The organism is Shewanella sp. A22, assembly GCF_053850585.1.
In genome coordinates this window covers 1-14,913 of the sequence record NZ_JBSQBN010000111.1, presented here as the reverse complement: position 1 = coordinate 14,913, position 14,913 = coordinate 1, and the positions used below count along the sequence as shown (strand labels likewise).

9 protein-coding genes are annotated in these 14,913 nt (G+C 40.8%); 6 read left to right on the top strand and 3 right to left on the bottom strand.

Annotated elements, in window-relative coordinates:
• Positions 1-273: 273 nt before the first annotated feature.
• Together ACWXWT_RS16435 and ACWXWT_RS16430 are read right to left on the bottom strand one after the other, a co-directional pair.
• Complete coding sequence (locus ACWXWT_RS16435) at positions 274-1,317, bottom strand: IS110-like element ISShfr7 family transposase (RefSeq protein WP_456042656.1); 1,044 nt, start codon at positions 1,315-1,317, stop codon at positions 274-276.
• A gap of 389 nt (positions 1,318-1,706) precedes the next feature.
• Positions 1,707-2,822: a peptidase C39 family protein gene (locus ACWXWT_RS16430; RefSeq protein WP_456042655.1), complete on the bottom strand. Its 1,116-nt coding sequence runs from the start codon at positions 2,820-2,822 to the stop codon at positions 1,707-1,709.
• Between the two features lie 50 nt (positions 2,823-2,872).
• On the opposite strand from ACWXWT_RS16430, the gene ACWXWT_RS16425 reads away from it, so the two are divergent.
• A complete protein-coding gene (locus ACWXWT_RS16425) occupies positions 2,873-4,324 on the top strand; it encodes a RimK family protein (protein ID WP_456042654.1) in 1,452 nt (483 codons plus the stop codon).
• 156 nt (positions 4,325-4,480) lie between these two features.
• Here ACWXWT_RS16425 and dgcS read toward each other — a convergent pair whose 3' ends face one another.
• Positions 4,481-5,362 (bottom strand): diguanylate cyclase DgcS, encoded by an 882-nt coding sequence (dgcS, locus tag ACWXWT_RS16420; RefSeq protein WP_456042653.1) that lies wholly within the window; start codon positions 5,360-5,362, stop codon positions 4,481-4,483.
• Positions 5,363-5,524: 162 nt separating this feature from the next.
• Between dgcS and ACWXWT_RS16415 the strand changes: the two genes are divergently transcribed.
• The 5 genes from ACWXWT_RS16415 to ACWXWT_RS16395 all read left to right on the top strand — a co-directional run bounded on the left by ACWXWT_RS16415 (position 5,525) and on the right by ACWXWT_RS16395 (position 14,791).
• Positions 5,525-7,477 carry a monovalent cation:proton antiporter-2 (CPA2) family protein gene (locus tag ACWXWT_RS16415; RefSeq protein WP_456042652.1) on the top strand — a complete coding sequence of 651 codons (1,953 nt, stop codon included), beginning with the start codon at positions 5,525-5,527 and terminating at the stop codon, positions 7,475-7,477.
• 261 nt (positions 7,478-7,738) lie between these two features.
• Positions 7,739-8,863 (top strand): HupE/UreJ family protein, encoded by a 1,125-nt coding sequence (locus tag ACWXWT_RS16410; RefSeq protein ID WP_456042651.1) that lies wholly within the window; start codon positions 7,739-7,741, stop codon positions 8,861-8,863.
• Positions 8,864-9,196: 333 nt separating this feature from the next.
• Entirely contained in the window at positions 9,197-12,412 is a 3,216-nt protein-coding gene (locus ACWXWT_RS16405; protein WP_456042650.1) for a DEAD/DEAH box helicase, read from the top strand.
• Between the two features lie 176 nt (positions 12,413-12,588).
• The gene (locus tag ACWXWT_RS16400; protein WP_456042649.1) at positions 12,589-13,062 is read left to right on the top strand and encodes a tRNA-uridine aminocarboxypropyltransferase; all 474 of its coding nucleotides are present in this window, start codon (positions 12,589-12,591) and stop codon (positions 13,060-13,062) included.
• 97 nt (positions 13,063-13,159) lie between these two features.
• On the top strand, positions 13,160-14,791 hold the full coding sequence (locus tag ACWXWT_RS16395) for a methyl-accepting chemotaxis protein (RefSeq protein WP_456042648.1): 1,632 nt from the start codon (positions 13,160-13,162) through the stop codon (positions 14,789-14,791).
• The last annotated feature ends 122 nt before the right edge of the window (positions 14,792-14,913 follow it).

Below are 14,913 nucleotides of genomic sequence, written 5' to 3'. Positions count from 1 at the left end.
TTTATCGGTTAACCCTAAGATGGCACTATTCAAGTCAGAGGTGCTTTTTGCACAGTTAGTTTCAGGCTCATTTAGGGTGTAAACGACTTTGTTGATTGTATTCATTAATGCGCGCCAATAAGGTGTCTAATCAAGGCGATGTAGCTTAAATAGCATTTGGCATAGTGATGATGGTGAGAAGTCATTGCTTCATTAGCCACATCATTCACGGTCATGCTCGCTTCTCTTTTCAAGAGTATCTAGTTAGACGTTCAGCTCACCTTATTGCGCGACTTATCCTGTTAAGAATCGTTGTTCATCAAACACCGTTTTGTTCTTCAACATGAAATAAACACAGCGACCAAGCTTATGTGCCAGTGCAGACAACGCCTTTGCTTTACTCATTCGTTTTTGTAATCGATTAAGGTAGTTACGTGCTTTGTCATTGCCTCGCAGGTACAGCACCGCTGCTTCTGAGAATGCCCATTTCAAATGAGCATTACCGATTTTATTGCCATTGGTGCCATAGGTTTTACCCGCTGATTCTGCTTTGCATTTGACCAATCGAGAGTATGAAGCAAACTTTTGTACTGACTCAAATCGGCTGATATCACCGATTTCATAGAGGATTGTCAGTGACAAAATCTTGCCAATACCTGGTACTGTTTTCAGTAATTCTAAATAGACGGGATTATGGTTTTTGGCCTGTTTTTCAATGAACCATTCAACCTGTGCGAGTTCCTTTGCATAACAATCAAGTAGTGCCATGTCTAAATCAATGTTGCGTTGGACGATAGGGTCTTGATATTGCTCGCGAAGCTTTTGTCTTGCAGAGATGTTTTTAAGGTTAAGTTCAGTGGCAGGTAAATTGTATTGGCTGTTGGTATTAACCACATGGCCTTTGAGCATGGCCCCGTGACGGACAATCTTCATTCTTCGGCGCAGTAGATCACGAGCTGCGCGCATTTCACTTGGGTAATCATAAGCTATTGGAAAGTTACCACCACGCAGTAGTGTGGCAATTTTAAAGGAATCGACTTTATCATTTTTGGTTTTACCACCGTGAATCGCCTTCATATAAAGCGCATGACCTAAGATAAAATCAATCCCCAGTTCAGCACACCAGTCTGACACCCAATACCAACAATGCATGCACTCAACCCCGACAATCACATTGCCGATATAGGGTTCCAAAATGAGCAGTAAGTCATCTTTACTGGCACCTATCTTTTTATGGGCTACAACTTCCCCTTTAGAATCAATGATACAGACGTAAAGTAAACGTGCATGTAAATCGATACCACAGTAGTATGGATGTGAGTTATTATAAAATCTCATTGAGCTTTCTCCTGTTGGTTTGGTCACCTTAAGCATACCGCTGATGCGGCTTGCTAGGGAGGGGGCTCAATGAGTATCAAACCATTCAACCGGACCCATACTCGCTGGCTTTGGCCCGTGCAGGGTGGAACCTTGCGATGTTAATCTGATGTGGGCGAAGCGCCACGACGTTAGTGGCCGCAGGCCATAAGCTCAAACAACAAAAGAAACAGCTGGATTCCGGCTTAACAGCATTACCAGAATGACGTGAAATAGAGCTGGATCCCAGCTCTACACCACCATCGAGAGAACGATGGTAAATTTGACCTGTTCAAGGTGCAACCTTGCGATCTCAATTCAAACGCAGTTTGAAAAGCCAGTTGTGGCCGCAGGCCATAAAAAAACCATCGTTATGATAAAGACTTAACCACTAAACAAGACACCAACTTCTGTTTCCCATATTGCATCACTTGCGCCAATTCAGACTGACTAATCGGTACATACGCCGCATTAATCGCATCTTTTTGTGCTTCAACAAACGGGTCGTGAATAAACATAAACTGCTCGTTGTAACCGCTCAACACCACCCAATGTGGGCCTTTCTCACCATTAAAGCGATAAGTACTTATCATCAGCAAAACGGCATAACCACAATCTATCCAGTCACGAAGTTGAGTCAAACTTGGCGAGGTATTATGGATCTCAATACCTTGTGCAGCCAATTGTTGGCAAAAATCGTCATGCACAATCGTGATGACTTCTTTTTTATTACTATCACGTACGCTATCAATAAAAGGGACTGACGTTGATTGGCTGTACATCTCAATCTGTAAGCCACGTTTAATCGCCGCCAACGCCAAACCATGAACACTGCAACCGCCGTGACCGCTGGTCATAAAAATAGTAGTGGCTTCGCGCCAAATGCTCAGTTCATCAACTCGACTGGGTTGATATTGCGGTTTAATAGCACTCATGGCCATCATTAAGCAGGCTGCGCCACAGGTGAATGGTGTGGTTTGTACATATAAAGGCATCTTGATCACTTTGCTTGGCCCTGGTGGGTCTAAGCGTTTGTGCATACGCACGCCGTCGGCCAAGTCGTCATAATAATGCACTAAGGCTTTTAGGATTTTATAACCCATTTTCACATAAAGATTTTTGGCAGCTATATTGTCGTTTCGCACTTCTAGGCGTAATGTAATGAAACCACGCTCGACCACGGTGTGCTCACATTGTGTGACCAGTTCAAAGGCAATATTACGGCCTCTAAATTCGCTAGCAACGGCAATAGAGTACAGCCTAGCTAGCCGAGTGCCACGATGAAACAACACTAGAGCATAGCCTGCAAGTGTACCGTCTATTTCTGCCACTAATAAGCTGTCTAGTGGTGAATTAATGAAACGTTTCATCTGCCGTGAACTGATTTTATCACCGCTAAATGCATTATTTTCGATGTGGTTTAGTTGTGGCAAATCGCTGGGGATAGCTTGACGAAGCAGCATGAGTCGGCTCGAGTTGGCAAACATGATAGTGGCTTAATTTACGCGCTAAACTGCACAAGAGGCAATAGATATTTATGGCTCATTTTTTGATTGTCACCGACGATGTTAATGATTGGCGTCCTTATTTACCCAGTGACCATATGGTCACGGTTCATGATTATTTAGAAATGGGTGCATTTGCAGATCAAAGTGCCATGCAAGTGATTAATTTGTGTCGCAGTTATGATTATCTCAGTACCGGTTATTACTGTTCACTCATGGCTGAAGCTCGCGGTCATAGGGTGATCCCTCGGGTAATGACCATTAATGATTTATCTCAAGACCGTTTTTTTAGTCTGCCGCAATCAGACTTAGATAAGCTGCCTGATACGGTGAATGAAGTGACCATGAAGCTGTTTTTTGGCTATTGTGATAATCCATCACTGGAGAAGCTTGCGCGTAAAATATTTGAACGTTTTACCGTGCCTGTATTGCAGGTAAGTTTGTTAAAAATGTCAGGTAAATGGCAAGTTAGTACCATTGAGCCCGCTGCGTTTCAAGACTTAACCGACTCAGAACAAGATTTATTTGCCAAGTATCTTGAAGTGTTTTCGCAAAAAGTGTGGCGTTTACCGAAACCGTCGAAACGTTATCGTTACGAAATTGCCATGTTGGTGGATGAACATGAAAAAATGTTGCCATCAAACAAAGGCGCTCTCAAGCTATTTACTAAATCAGCTAATCGTATTGGTATGGATTTGGTTCAAATTGGGTCTCATGATCTGGCTCGGTTAAGCGAATTTGATGGTTTATTTATTCGCTCAACCACCAATATCAGCAACTTTACCTATCGGTTTGCAAAAGCTGCTGAGCAACTTGGGCTCGTGGTAATGGACGATCCTGAATCCATTATGAAGTGTACTAATAAGGTGTTTTTAACCGAGCTATTAAACAAACATAAAGTGCCTGTACCCAAAAGTTTAATCTTTAAAGCCTCAGATAAAAACTGGGCCGATAATGTGATTGATAGCATCGGCTTACCGATTGTGCTTAAAGTACCCGACGGCGCATTTTCGCTCGGGGTGGTTAAAGTGAAAGACCGTGAAACTTTACTTGAACAAGCCGCAATAATTTTTGAACACAGTGCGTTAATTTTAGCCCAAGCGTTTATGCCAACCGATTATGATTGGCGTATCGGGGTGTTAAATCGTCAACCTATTTATGCCTGTCGTTACTTTATGAGTCGCGGCCATTGGCAGATTTACCAACATCATCAAAGTGGTCGTGTCAGCAGTGGTGATTTTGACTGTATCGATTTAAAAATGGTGCCGCAAAATATTGTTGATGCAGCGGTTAAAGCGTCTAATTTAATTGGCGCGGGATTGTATGGTGTCGATTTAAAAGAAATAGACGGTAAGGCATATGTGATTGAAGTGAACGACAATCCGAGTATTGACCATGGCGTAGAAGATTTGTTTTTAGGTGATTTAGTTTATGATCGCGTAATGACGGAGTTTTTAAGACGTATTCAACTGCGTGGAATGTAAATACAGCGCGCGGGTTAGCAATGGCTTGATGTCGTAAGTATCGATGAGATGATGTAACAATAAAACCCTTATTCCGTTTGGCATAAGGGTTTTATCAACTGCTTGATATATTAATTAGTTGTACATTCAAACGAAAATAGTAAAGGTTAATTTATATCAACCTTTACAGATGCGGTAGCAGTTTCGTCCCGCTGCTTTTGCTGCATACATGGCTTTGTCGGCGCGATCGTATAAGTTGTCAGCTTGTTGCTGAGGCATAGATTCTGCAATACCGATACTGCATTTAATATCATATTCGGTGAGTTCTGCATGCTTAGGCATCATTTCGATAATTCGCTGACAAACCACTTCTGCAGCTTGTCTATTACCTTGAGTGATAATAACAAACTCATCGCCACCCATCCTAAATGCTTGATCTGTATTGCGGATTGCTTCGTTAATCAGCTCAGCAAATTCAACTAACACAAAATCACCGGCCTTGTGTCCGTGGACATCATTTAGTTGTTTAAATTTGTCTAAATCTAGCACCACTAATGACACTTGACCTAACTGGCGATTGGCGCGAGCGAGTGCCGTGCTAATTGCTTGACGATAATAATAGCGATTACCTAATCCTGTTAATGCATCAAACATAGCTTGGTTAGACATGCTTTGGTACTTTAAGGCATTATTTAATGGCTGAATTAATAGGTTTTCAAGTCGGTCTAAAGTGTGCTTTTGCGATGAACTAAGTGGTACTGACAACTGATACGTTATTAAAAAGGTATCTTTGTTATCGTTTATAGTTCGTTGCAATTCAATACCGTAGTGACGTCCCCAAACAAATTTATGTTTATCTAGGCTCAACTGCAGTCCTTTAACCGGCAAATGTTGTCCTAGAACTTTGCCAAAACAGGCAAAAACTGTCCGAGGATCTAAACTTCCATGTAGTTGTTGAATTACTTGAATAAGGTCTAGCTCAGGCTCCATATTTAAGTAAGCGTCTGAACGATACCAGTAATCTTCAGGATATAATTCTGTTGCTATTGAAAAATCCATTGTATTTTCCTAGTACGTTTACAACTAATTACTTTATTCATAGCAATTATCATGCCTATGAAAAATTTTCTATAGTTATTAGCTGGTTGTTGCTTTACTGTATAACGAGTAAAACGTTTTATTTCCCTTTCGACAGTTTTTTGACAAGGAGTAAAAGCCTAGATGGAACACAGCATATTTATCCATATTTTGTTAATGCTCGTGATTGCTATTGTGGCGATTGCATTGTTACGCCGATTGGGCTTGCCTGCCATTTTGGCCTATTTACTCACCGGGGTTGTGAGTGGACCAAGTGGTTTTCATTGGTTTACCCAGTTACAAATGCAATCAGTGGCTGAACTCGGTGTTGTGCTATTGATGTTTACCCTTGGGTTAGAATTTTCTGTACCCAGATTGTGGGCAATGCGCCGAACGGTGTTTGGCTTAGGTAGCGCCCAAATGTTGGTCACCGCTTTTATTGCTGGCGGTATTGCTATGTTGGTTGGGCAAAACTTAGTTGCAGCAGTGGTGATTGGTTCGGCTATTGCGTTGTCATCAACTGCTATTGTATTGAAACTTCTTAATGAGCAAAACTGGCTACGGCGAAGGCATGGCGAGTTGTCTGTCAGTGTGTTGTTGTTTCAAGACTTAGCAGTGGTGCCGCTATTAATTTTAATGCCGCTACTAGCCAAAGGCGGTGCTGAAATGAGTTTTAACAGTATCGCATGGGGATTACTTACCGGTATTTTGGCTTTTTTAGGTTTAATGTCATTTGGTAAGTGGATATTGCCACGTATTTTCGACGAAGTGGCACGCTCTCGTTCTAATGAATTATTTGTGCTATCGACCTTAGTGGTGGCCTTGTTGACTGGTGCGTTTACCCAATGGCTTGGATTGTCGATGGCCTTAGGGGCATTTATCGCAGGGATGTTACTTGGCGAAAGCCAGTATCGACGTCAATTAGAAGCAGACATCAGGCCATTTCGTGATTTATTAATGGGTTTATTTTTTATTTCCATTGGTATGCTGCTGGATTTCAGCTTAGTGATGCAATATTGGTGGCAAGTGTTATTGATTTTGGTGGGGGTTGTGCTAACTAAAGTATTGATCGTGCATGGTTTGCTTAAACTTGTGGGCGAAAATACTAAGGTGTCGCTCAGTACGGCAATCAGTTTAGGCCAAGTTGGTGAGTTTAGTTTTGTATTGTTGGCATTGGCGGTAAATTATCAATTACTCGACACCGAAGTGAGCACTGTGTTGGTGGCTGTTGCGGTCATTTCGATGTCTATGGCGCCGTGGTTGATCCGCCATAGTGTTGATATTGCCAAAAAAGTAAGTGGAAATAAGCTATCACCTAAAAATGAGCCACTAGACATTGTATTGCCCCATACCGATGAAAGTGATGTGGTACTTATTTTAGGTTATGGCCGTGTAGGGCAAACCATAGCCCGCTTTTTAAAAACCGAAGCGGTGCCTTATATGGTAATGGATTTAGACCCCACACGGGTGACAGAGGCGAGGGCTGCTGGCGAGAATATTCATTTTGGGGATGCGTGCAAAATGGCACTGTTGAAAAAAATGGGGATTCGCCAAGCCAGCTTAGTGGTAGTGACATTTTGTGAACCTAGGCAGTCTGAAGAATGTTTAGCGGTGGCACGAAAGCTTGCTCCTGATGTGAAAATATTGGTGCGTACACGGGATGATAGCAATTTACATGAACTTAAGGAGGCTGGGGCAACGCAAGTGATCCCCGAATCCCTTGAGGGCAGTTTGATGTTGGTTTCGCAAGTGCTGTATAAGAGTGGCGTGCCATTGCAGCGGATCATTAAACGTTTAGAGTCTGAACGTCGTAATCATTATCAATATCTACATGGCTTTTTTTCGGGTACCGAAACTGATTTTACCTTAGATTTATTGCATGCAGTGTCATTGGCATCGGGTGCGAGTGCGGTGGGTAAAACCGTTGCAAACATTCCGTGGCATACCTTAGATGTTGAGCTTAGAGCGGTTAGGCGTAAAGGTGAAGAGATTGATCCTCCTCCACCAGAGTGGGTGTTAAGGCGTAACGATATTTTAATGTTAGTGGGTAAGCCGCGCAGTATCGAAAAAGCTGAAGAGTATTTATTGCAAGGTTAATGATTCGTCGATATTTACACTAAACACCATGCTGAAAAGTGATGGTGTTTTTTTTATTGTTTTTCGGATCATTATTTTTTAGATGTACGGTCAAAATATAGCTGTACCCAATAAAAATAATCTGCTAGGTGAGATTTTGAGCGTGAAGATAATAGCGTAAATGCTACCTATGGTATAGTTACGTATAACTAAAAATGTTAAAACGTCTGCACAAATTTATCGGACTTTTCTTTCGTCTATATCGCCCGTTAAGGAGCATCAGTGAAACCCAGCAGACAATTTTCCCCCATGATTAGAGGCTGTTTAATCGTGCTTCTGTTTCTGTTTAGTCATGTATGTTCTGCTCATCAAATGAGTACTAGCTATTTGTCTGTTAATTTGGATGCTCAAGGGGAAATTAATGGGACTTGGCAAGTGCGATTTTTGGATGTAAATCACGCTGTTTTTATGGATGATAATCAAAATGGCGAGATCTCTTGGGACGAGTTACAAGGCCACCAAGTTGCTGTGGCCGATTATTTACGATCATCTTTGAGTATTCATCGGCAACAAGATTGTCCACTCAACTTTAAAGCGGCACAGCAAATAGACCAGCATTTTAATGAAGGATATTTAGTCGCATCGTTTCAAGGTCAGTGTATTGGCTCTGGTGTGTTATCGATTAGTGATCGAGCTTTTTTTGATATTGATAGCGATCATAAAGTGATTGTGTCTTTTATCGCGCCTGAGTATCAATATACTCGTCTCATTAATAAAGATAATCCAATGATATTGATTAATTTAGGTGAAAGTCAGGCCATTGATACTTTTACCGAATATGTTTATCAGGGCATGATCCATATTTGGAAAGGCACAGACCATATTCTCTTTTTATTAGCATTGTTGTTAACTTGCGTACTCGTGCGCGAACAAAAAAAATGGCAAGCCATTGATAATCCTAAGCGCATTTTCACCGATACCGCGTGGATTATTACCGCATTTACGTTAGCGCATTCTGTCACATTAACAGCTACCGCGATGGGAATCCTTAATTTTAGTAGCCATTTGGTCGAACTTGGTATTGCATTATCAGTATTGTTTGCCGCGTTAAATAATGTTTGGCCAATTGTATTTCGATTAGGTTGGGTGACGTTTGCGTTTGGTTTATTACACGGTATGGGATTTGCCGGAGTATTAGGTGAGCTTGGACTGCCTGAAAACCAAAAGCTATTGGCGATTTTAGCGTTTAATGTGGGTGTAGAAGTGGGCCAGCTGGCCATTTTAGCTGTGGTGTTGCCATTGTTAATCTTTCTTCGACACACACTTTGGTATCGAAACTGGGGCATGCAATTAGGATCTGTGGCAATTGGTTTGATGGCGATTCAGTGGTCAGTTGAACGTTTTTAATGTTGATTAGCTCAATCAGTAGCTGCCTTTATGCTGGTGGCTACTTTTAGGCGATGTGATAAAAGCATAAGTTGATTTTATTCGAATTCAACCATTAACGGCATGCCCCAAATTGAATGCCAACAATTAGCCTGTCTTAACGTCCTCTTGCTTATTTTCTTGTCTATTTCTGCTTTAACGAAAAGTCTTAATTGCGCTAGGGCCTGTTTTAACGTGTTTTTTGTTCCAATGAACAGCTAGCCCTAGATATTGCTCGCTTTCTTCCATAGAATGGTAAGTTAACTTTTTATCAGCAGCGACGAATATTCTGCTGTAGCTTTATTAGGTATATTGATGTCTGCGAAACTGTTTAATCTCCCCATTAAGCTTTCATTAGAGATGATTGCGAAACTGTTTTCTGCAACGCAAATTCAAAAAGCGAAAAACTATTTGATCCAAGGACGAGTGTTGGAAGTCACTGCTAGAAGTGATAATCATGACATTGAGGCCTACGTTGAAGGATCGGCCGCAGAACCCTATCGTCAGGAGATCACGCTGGTTAATGTTAATCACAAAATCGTGATGCGCTCTCATTGTACTTGCCCCGTCAGAACCAACTGCAAACATGTTGCGGCAGCAATGCTGGCTTTAGTTGATAAAAAGCCAGTTGAAGAACAACGTATTTATCAATGGTTACGTCAACTTGATGAGCAAAAGACGGTTACAGAGTGCGATATTGAAGAAGATGAAGAAAAAGATCGCATCATTTACGTGTTATCCAGTGATCCTCACGGTATTTTTGTCGAATTTAAGCGCAGTAAATTAAATAAAAAAGGTCAATATAATAAGGGTAGCAAGCTTGCGCTATCTGATATCCGCTATAGCATGCCGTGGTGGATAGAGCCTGAAGACAAACAAATTATAAGTTTGCTGCTTTCATCCAATAATCATGGTTCTAAAATTTACATCGAAGGTGAAATTTCTTATTTAGCGCTCACCAAAGTCGTCGCGGCTGAAATGTGCTTCTGGGAAGAAAATCGCACACCGCTAACATGGACTAAAGCCATTAAGCCAGAGTTTATTTGGTGCGAACTTGATAAAAAATATACCCAAATGCAAATGCGTATGCCTGGGCTTGATAATTGGGAGTTTGTTGCCACTGAGCCACCATTATTTGTTGAGTTAGATTATTTGCATTTAGGTTTGATTGATACTGACTTACCCGTTAAAAAATTGAGCTTGTTACAACATATGCCACCCGTTCCACTGGCTCAAGTGGATGATATTAGTCATAAAATGCTACAGCATTTCTCTCCTAAAACGGTGCCAGTACCGAGTGAGATTGATTTTTGTGAGATAACCGACCCAGTCGTCACACGATTAACCTTTACCCGCGAGTATTTTGCAGACAGCCAGATTATGCAACCGGTTATTCGGGTCGATCATATTTATGGTGAAATAACATTTAATGCCACAACTAAACCAGAGCGTATTAGTTTAGTGAGAAAGAATCAGGTGCAATATCAAGTTCATCGGCAAGTAGATAAAGAACTTGCTGTATTGCAGTTTTTAACCGATTTTGGTTTGGTGACACTTGAGCCTGAAGCGGTGTTGAGTAGTTCACAACGCCCCTATTATGTCAGTGTGGGTTTATTGCCTGAGTCTATTTTTGAATGGTCTGAATTAACCGAAAACCGTCTTGACGATTTAGCCGCTTTTGGCGCAGAAATCTATTTTGAAGATGATTTTGATTTGCAGATTGTTGATGCGCAATTAGATGTCGATTTGGTTGATGATGACGAATCTGGGTGGTTTTCATTATCGCTTAGTGCCGACATTGATGGTCAAAGTGTGCCGTTATTAGCACTTGTGGCTCGTTGGTTACAACAAAACGGTGAGCCAGATGATGACGATGAATTACTTTTACCGGGTCCCAATGGTGGCTTTATTAAAATTAAAGCCAAAACGATTAAGCCTTTGATTAGTATTATTCAAGAATTATTTAATCGTCATTCAGGTGATGTGATTGCGATACCTCGCAATCGAGCACATATTTTAAATGACTTATCGGCCAGTGACGTGCGTTTACTTAATGGTGAGCGAGTTCGTAATTTAGCGACTAAACTCGTAGAGTTTAAAGGGGTTACCCCGATTGAGTTACCTGATGGCTTAAATGCAACCTTACGTGATTATCAAAAGCAGGGATTTGATTGGCTATGTTTTCTTAAAGAATATCAACTGGGTGGTATTTTAGCTGATGATATGGGCTTAGGTAAAACCATTCAAACTTTGGCATTTTTACTTAAAGCCAAGCAAGAGGCTACAGAGCATCGAACCAGCTTAATTGTTTGCCCAACAAGCTTGGTGGGTAACTGGTTAAAAGAAGCCAATAAGTTTGCGCCGTCACTTAATGTTGTGGTGATTCACGGTAATAAACGTCAGTCGTTATTAGAACAAATTAACCAGTTTGATGTAGTGATAACCACATATCCATTAATGTTACGTGATGAAGCCATATACAGTGACTATGTGTTTGAACACATTATTTTAGATGAAGCACAACAGATTAAAAATGCTCAAGCCAAAGTGACACAAGTGATTAAAACACTTAAAGGTCGGTTCCGTTTATGCTTGTCTGGTACGCCGCTAGAAAATCATTTAGGTGAGCTGAAATCATTGATGGATTTTTGTTTACCGGGCTTATTAGGCCAACACACTTATTTTAATAAAGAGTTTCGCGGCCCGATTGAAAAGCAAGCTGATGTTGAAAAGTCGCAGTTGTTGAGTAAACGTATTGCTCCTTTTATGCTGCGGCGAACTAAAAAAGAAGTGGTGTCAGAATTACCCGATAAAACGGTGATTATTCAAACGTTGGAACTTGAAAAAGACCAGCGTAATTTGTACGAATCTATCCGTTTAGTGATGGAGAAAAAACTCCGTGAGTTGTTTGCGAAAAAAGGGGTTTCCAGCAGTCATATTGAATTTTTAGATGCGTTATTGAAATTACGCCAAGCCTGTTGCGACCCTCGTTTAGTTAAGCTTGAACAAGCACAGCAGGTTAAAGACAACGCTAAAATGACCTGGTTAATCCAAAATCTACCAGAGATGATTGAAGAAGGCCGTAAAATTTTAATTTTTAGCCAATTTACCGGTATGTTGACACTCATAGAAGAAGAATTAACACGTTTGGCTATTAGTTATAGTAAGTTGACAGGTCAAACACGTGAGCGTCAAGTGCAAATAGATGCGTTTCAAGAAGGTGAAAATTCGGTGTTTTTGATCAGTTTAAAAGCCGGTGGAACGGGGCTAAATTTAACCGCTGCAGATACTGTTATTCACTTCGACCCGTGGTGGAACCCTGCAGCAGAACGTCAAGCAACAGACCGTGCTCATCGTATTGGTCAGTTAAACCCTGTATTTGTATATAAACTGATTGCTCAAGGTACGGTTGAAGAAAAAATTCAAGAGATGCAGCAACATAAGCAAGGTTTAGCCGACAGCATTTTATCCGATGGTTCTCAAGGCCCGTGGAAGGGAAATGCCGACGACTTATTGGCTTTGTTAAGTTAGATGCAAGTGTTTAATCATGGATAATCCATTTAGGCTAAGTGAACTAATAATGCAATTATGCGGGTGAGTGTTGCCCGCAAACTTTACTGACATCTAATCATGATGTCTCGTTACTCGTATTTCCCCCCAAATGTTTGGCTACAATTGCTCATAAACTTATTGAATTAGGTGTTCTTGTGAATATTATTTTATTGACTCATCCTCGCGAAATGCTGCGAGAGAACAATACCGGACAGTTAGTGTCGCCGGTGTTAGGTGATCGTGTGCGAGTGGTTGAGTGGCATCGTAAGCAGCCCGATGCAGAATTGTTGAGGTCAATTGCCGCTAGTCAAGTGGGATTGGTGTTTCCGAGTACGAATGAAAATACTTTGGAAAAAACAGGTGAAATCACTAAAACACTATTATATTTAGTGATTATAGATGCGACATGGCAAGAGGCACGCAAAATATTTAATCAAAGCCCTTACCTACAAGGATTACCTAGAGTGCCATTAATGGGGGCTGCTAAGTCGATATATCCGTTAAGACGTAATCAAATAGAAGGAGGCTTATGTACAGCAGAGTGTGTAATACATTTACTAACACAGTGGGAAAACGTAAACGAAGCTCAACAGTTACATCAGTCATTAATGGCATTGATTAACCGCTGAGTTAGTTAGTTTAATGAGAACTGAACGTTAACTTGTAAAGGTAAAATGTTTTAAGTCAATGAAAAATAGAAAATTATTATAAAAATCGGAGGTTGATATGTTTGACACAATTCGTGTTAAATTCTCATTAATATTTATCATATTTGCGTTTGCTCTTGCCATTATGGCCATTACAAATGCTGTTCAGAGTCAGAACCAGTTAGCACAAATTCATGAATTAAGTCGTCAATTTAACCCCGCGGTATCCAGTATTATTAATGGTGATCGTGATTTGTATCAAGCCCATTTAAGTGAAGTTATTTTGCTTGATGATGAATTAACTGATCAACAAAAAGATGAACAAATAGATAATTGGCAAGAGAATGCAGAGCAAGCTAAACAAAGAGTGGCCGATTTTGGTCGTTTATTAAAAGAGTATCCGGATGCTCTTAATGCTCTAAAGGGGTTTGATAATCAATATCAAAAATGGTTCTCAGCTTCAAAGTCTGTTATTGATGCCATTAAAATTGATGATTATTCGGCAGCGAAACAACGTCATACCGATGAGTCTTTACCTGAATTTACTCGGTTGCGTGATATTTTTAATGCTGCAGGTGAACGTGCTGATGCGCAAGTAAAATTAATTGATTCAAATAACACTCAAATATCAAAAAATAATATGACAGTATTATTTGTCGTGTCAGGTATTTTGATTGTATTGATAGTCTTTTTAGCCTATTACGGTCCTAAAATTGTAGTAGATAGAATCCGTGATGTGACCGACCGCATAAGCGATATTGGTAACGGTGATGGGGATTTAACTCGACGGTTAACGATAAGAAAAGACGATGAAATCGGCCAGTTAGCAGAAACATTTAATCATTTTGTGGATCATTTACAGCAAATGATAATCTCAATTGATAAACAGTCTAGCGATGTAAACAGCAGTATTGAGCAATTAGCCGATAATGCCGCAACAGCGAGTCAAATTAGCCAAGACCAACATTTTACCGTTGATAGTATTGTGACTGCAGTTAATCAAATGAGCTCTGCTGTACGTGATGTGGCTAAAAATGCACTCGATACGGCATCTGAGATTAATAATGTGAATGATCAAACTGTCGAGGGAAAGCGCATTTTATCTTTGTCTGTCGATAATATTAGTCAACTGTCTGAATCTGTTCAGCATGCGGTGCAAGTTATTCAAGCGTTATCGACCAATTCATCACAAATTGCATCTGTACTAGATGTTATTCGAGGTATTGCAGAGCAAACAAACTTGTTAGCACTAAATGCCGCAATTGAAGCGGCTAGAGCGGGTGAACAAGGGCGAGGTTTTGCCGTTGTTGCTGATGAGGTAAGAACACTCGCTAGCCGAACTGAGCGGTCAATTCAGGATATTCAGAATATGATTGAACAACTGCAGCATGGTGTTAAAGATGCCGTTAACACCATTGAGGCGGGGGCGAGTTTAACCGTGACAACGGTTGAGTTATCATCACAGACACAAGCGTCATTGGACCTGATTTTGCAAGCTACGGCCAAAGTAAGCGAGATGTCGACCCATACCGCTGAAGCCACAGAGCAGCAAACGCATGTTACTGAAGAAATTAATCGTAACTTAACCGAGCTGTCTGATAAAACACGCCATTGTAATGATGTGATTGCTGAGAATCAAAATATTGCCAAGAAAACGGCTTCGGTTTGTCAATCTCTTCGTTCAGATGTATCTCGTTTTAAGGTTGTTTAATACCAATCCTATTAAATATGTGATCTTTCAGCGGGAGTTCAAAGTGCTGTAGGCAAGGCAGATGATTGAAGCGAATAGTGATCCTCGGTAACAAGCTCCTGCGTTACTCTACCTCCAGCATC

Bases quoted from the DNA above. Each gene is read 5' to 3' on its own strand.
- ACWXWT_RS16435 (WP_456042656.1), bottom strand. From the start codon at position 1,317: ATGAGATTTTATAATAACTCACATCCATACTACTGTGGTATCGATTTA.
- ACWXWT_RS16430 (WP_456042655.1), bottom strand. From the start codon at position 2,822: ATGTTTGCCAACTCGAGCCGACTCATGCTGCTTCGTCAAGCTATCCCC.
- ACWXWT_RS16425 (WP_456042654.1), top strand. From the start codon at position 2,873: ATGGCTCATTTTTTGATTGTCACCGACGATGTTAATGATTGGCGTCCT.
- dgcS (WP_456042653.1), bottom strand. From the start codon at position 5,362: ATGGATTTTTCAATAGCAACAGAATTATATCCTGAAGATTACTGGTAT.
- ACWXWT_RS16415 (WP_456042652.1), top strand. From the start codon at position 5,525: ATGGAACACAGCATATTTATCCATATTTTGTTAATGCTCGTGATTGCT.
- ACWXWT_RS16405 (WP_456042650.1), top strand. From the start codon at position 9,197: ATGTCTGCGAAACTGTTTAATCTCCCCATTAAGCTTTCATTAGAGATG.
- ACWXWT_RS16395 (WP_456042648.1), top strand. From the start codon at position 13,160: ATGTTTGACACAATTCGTGTTAAATTCTCATTAATATTTATCATATTT.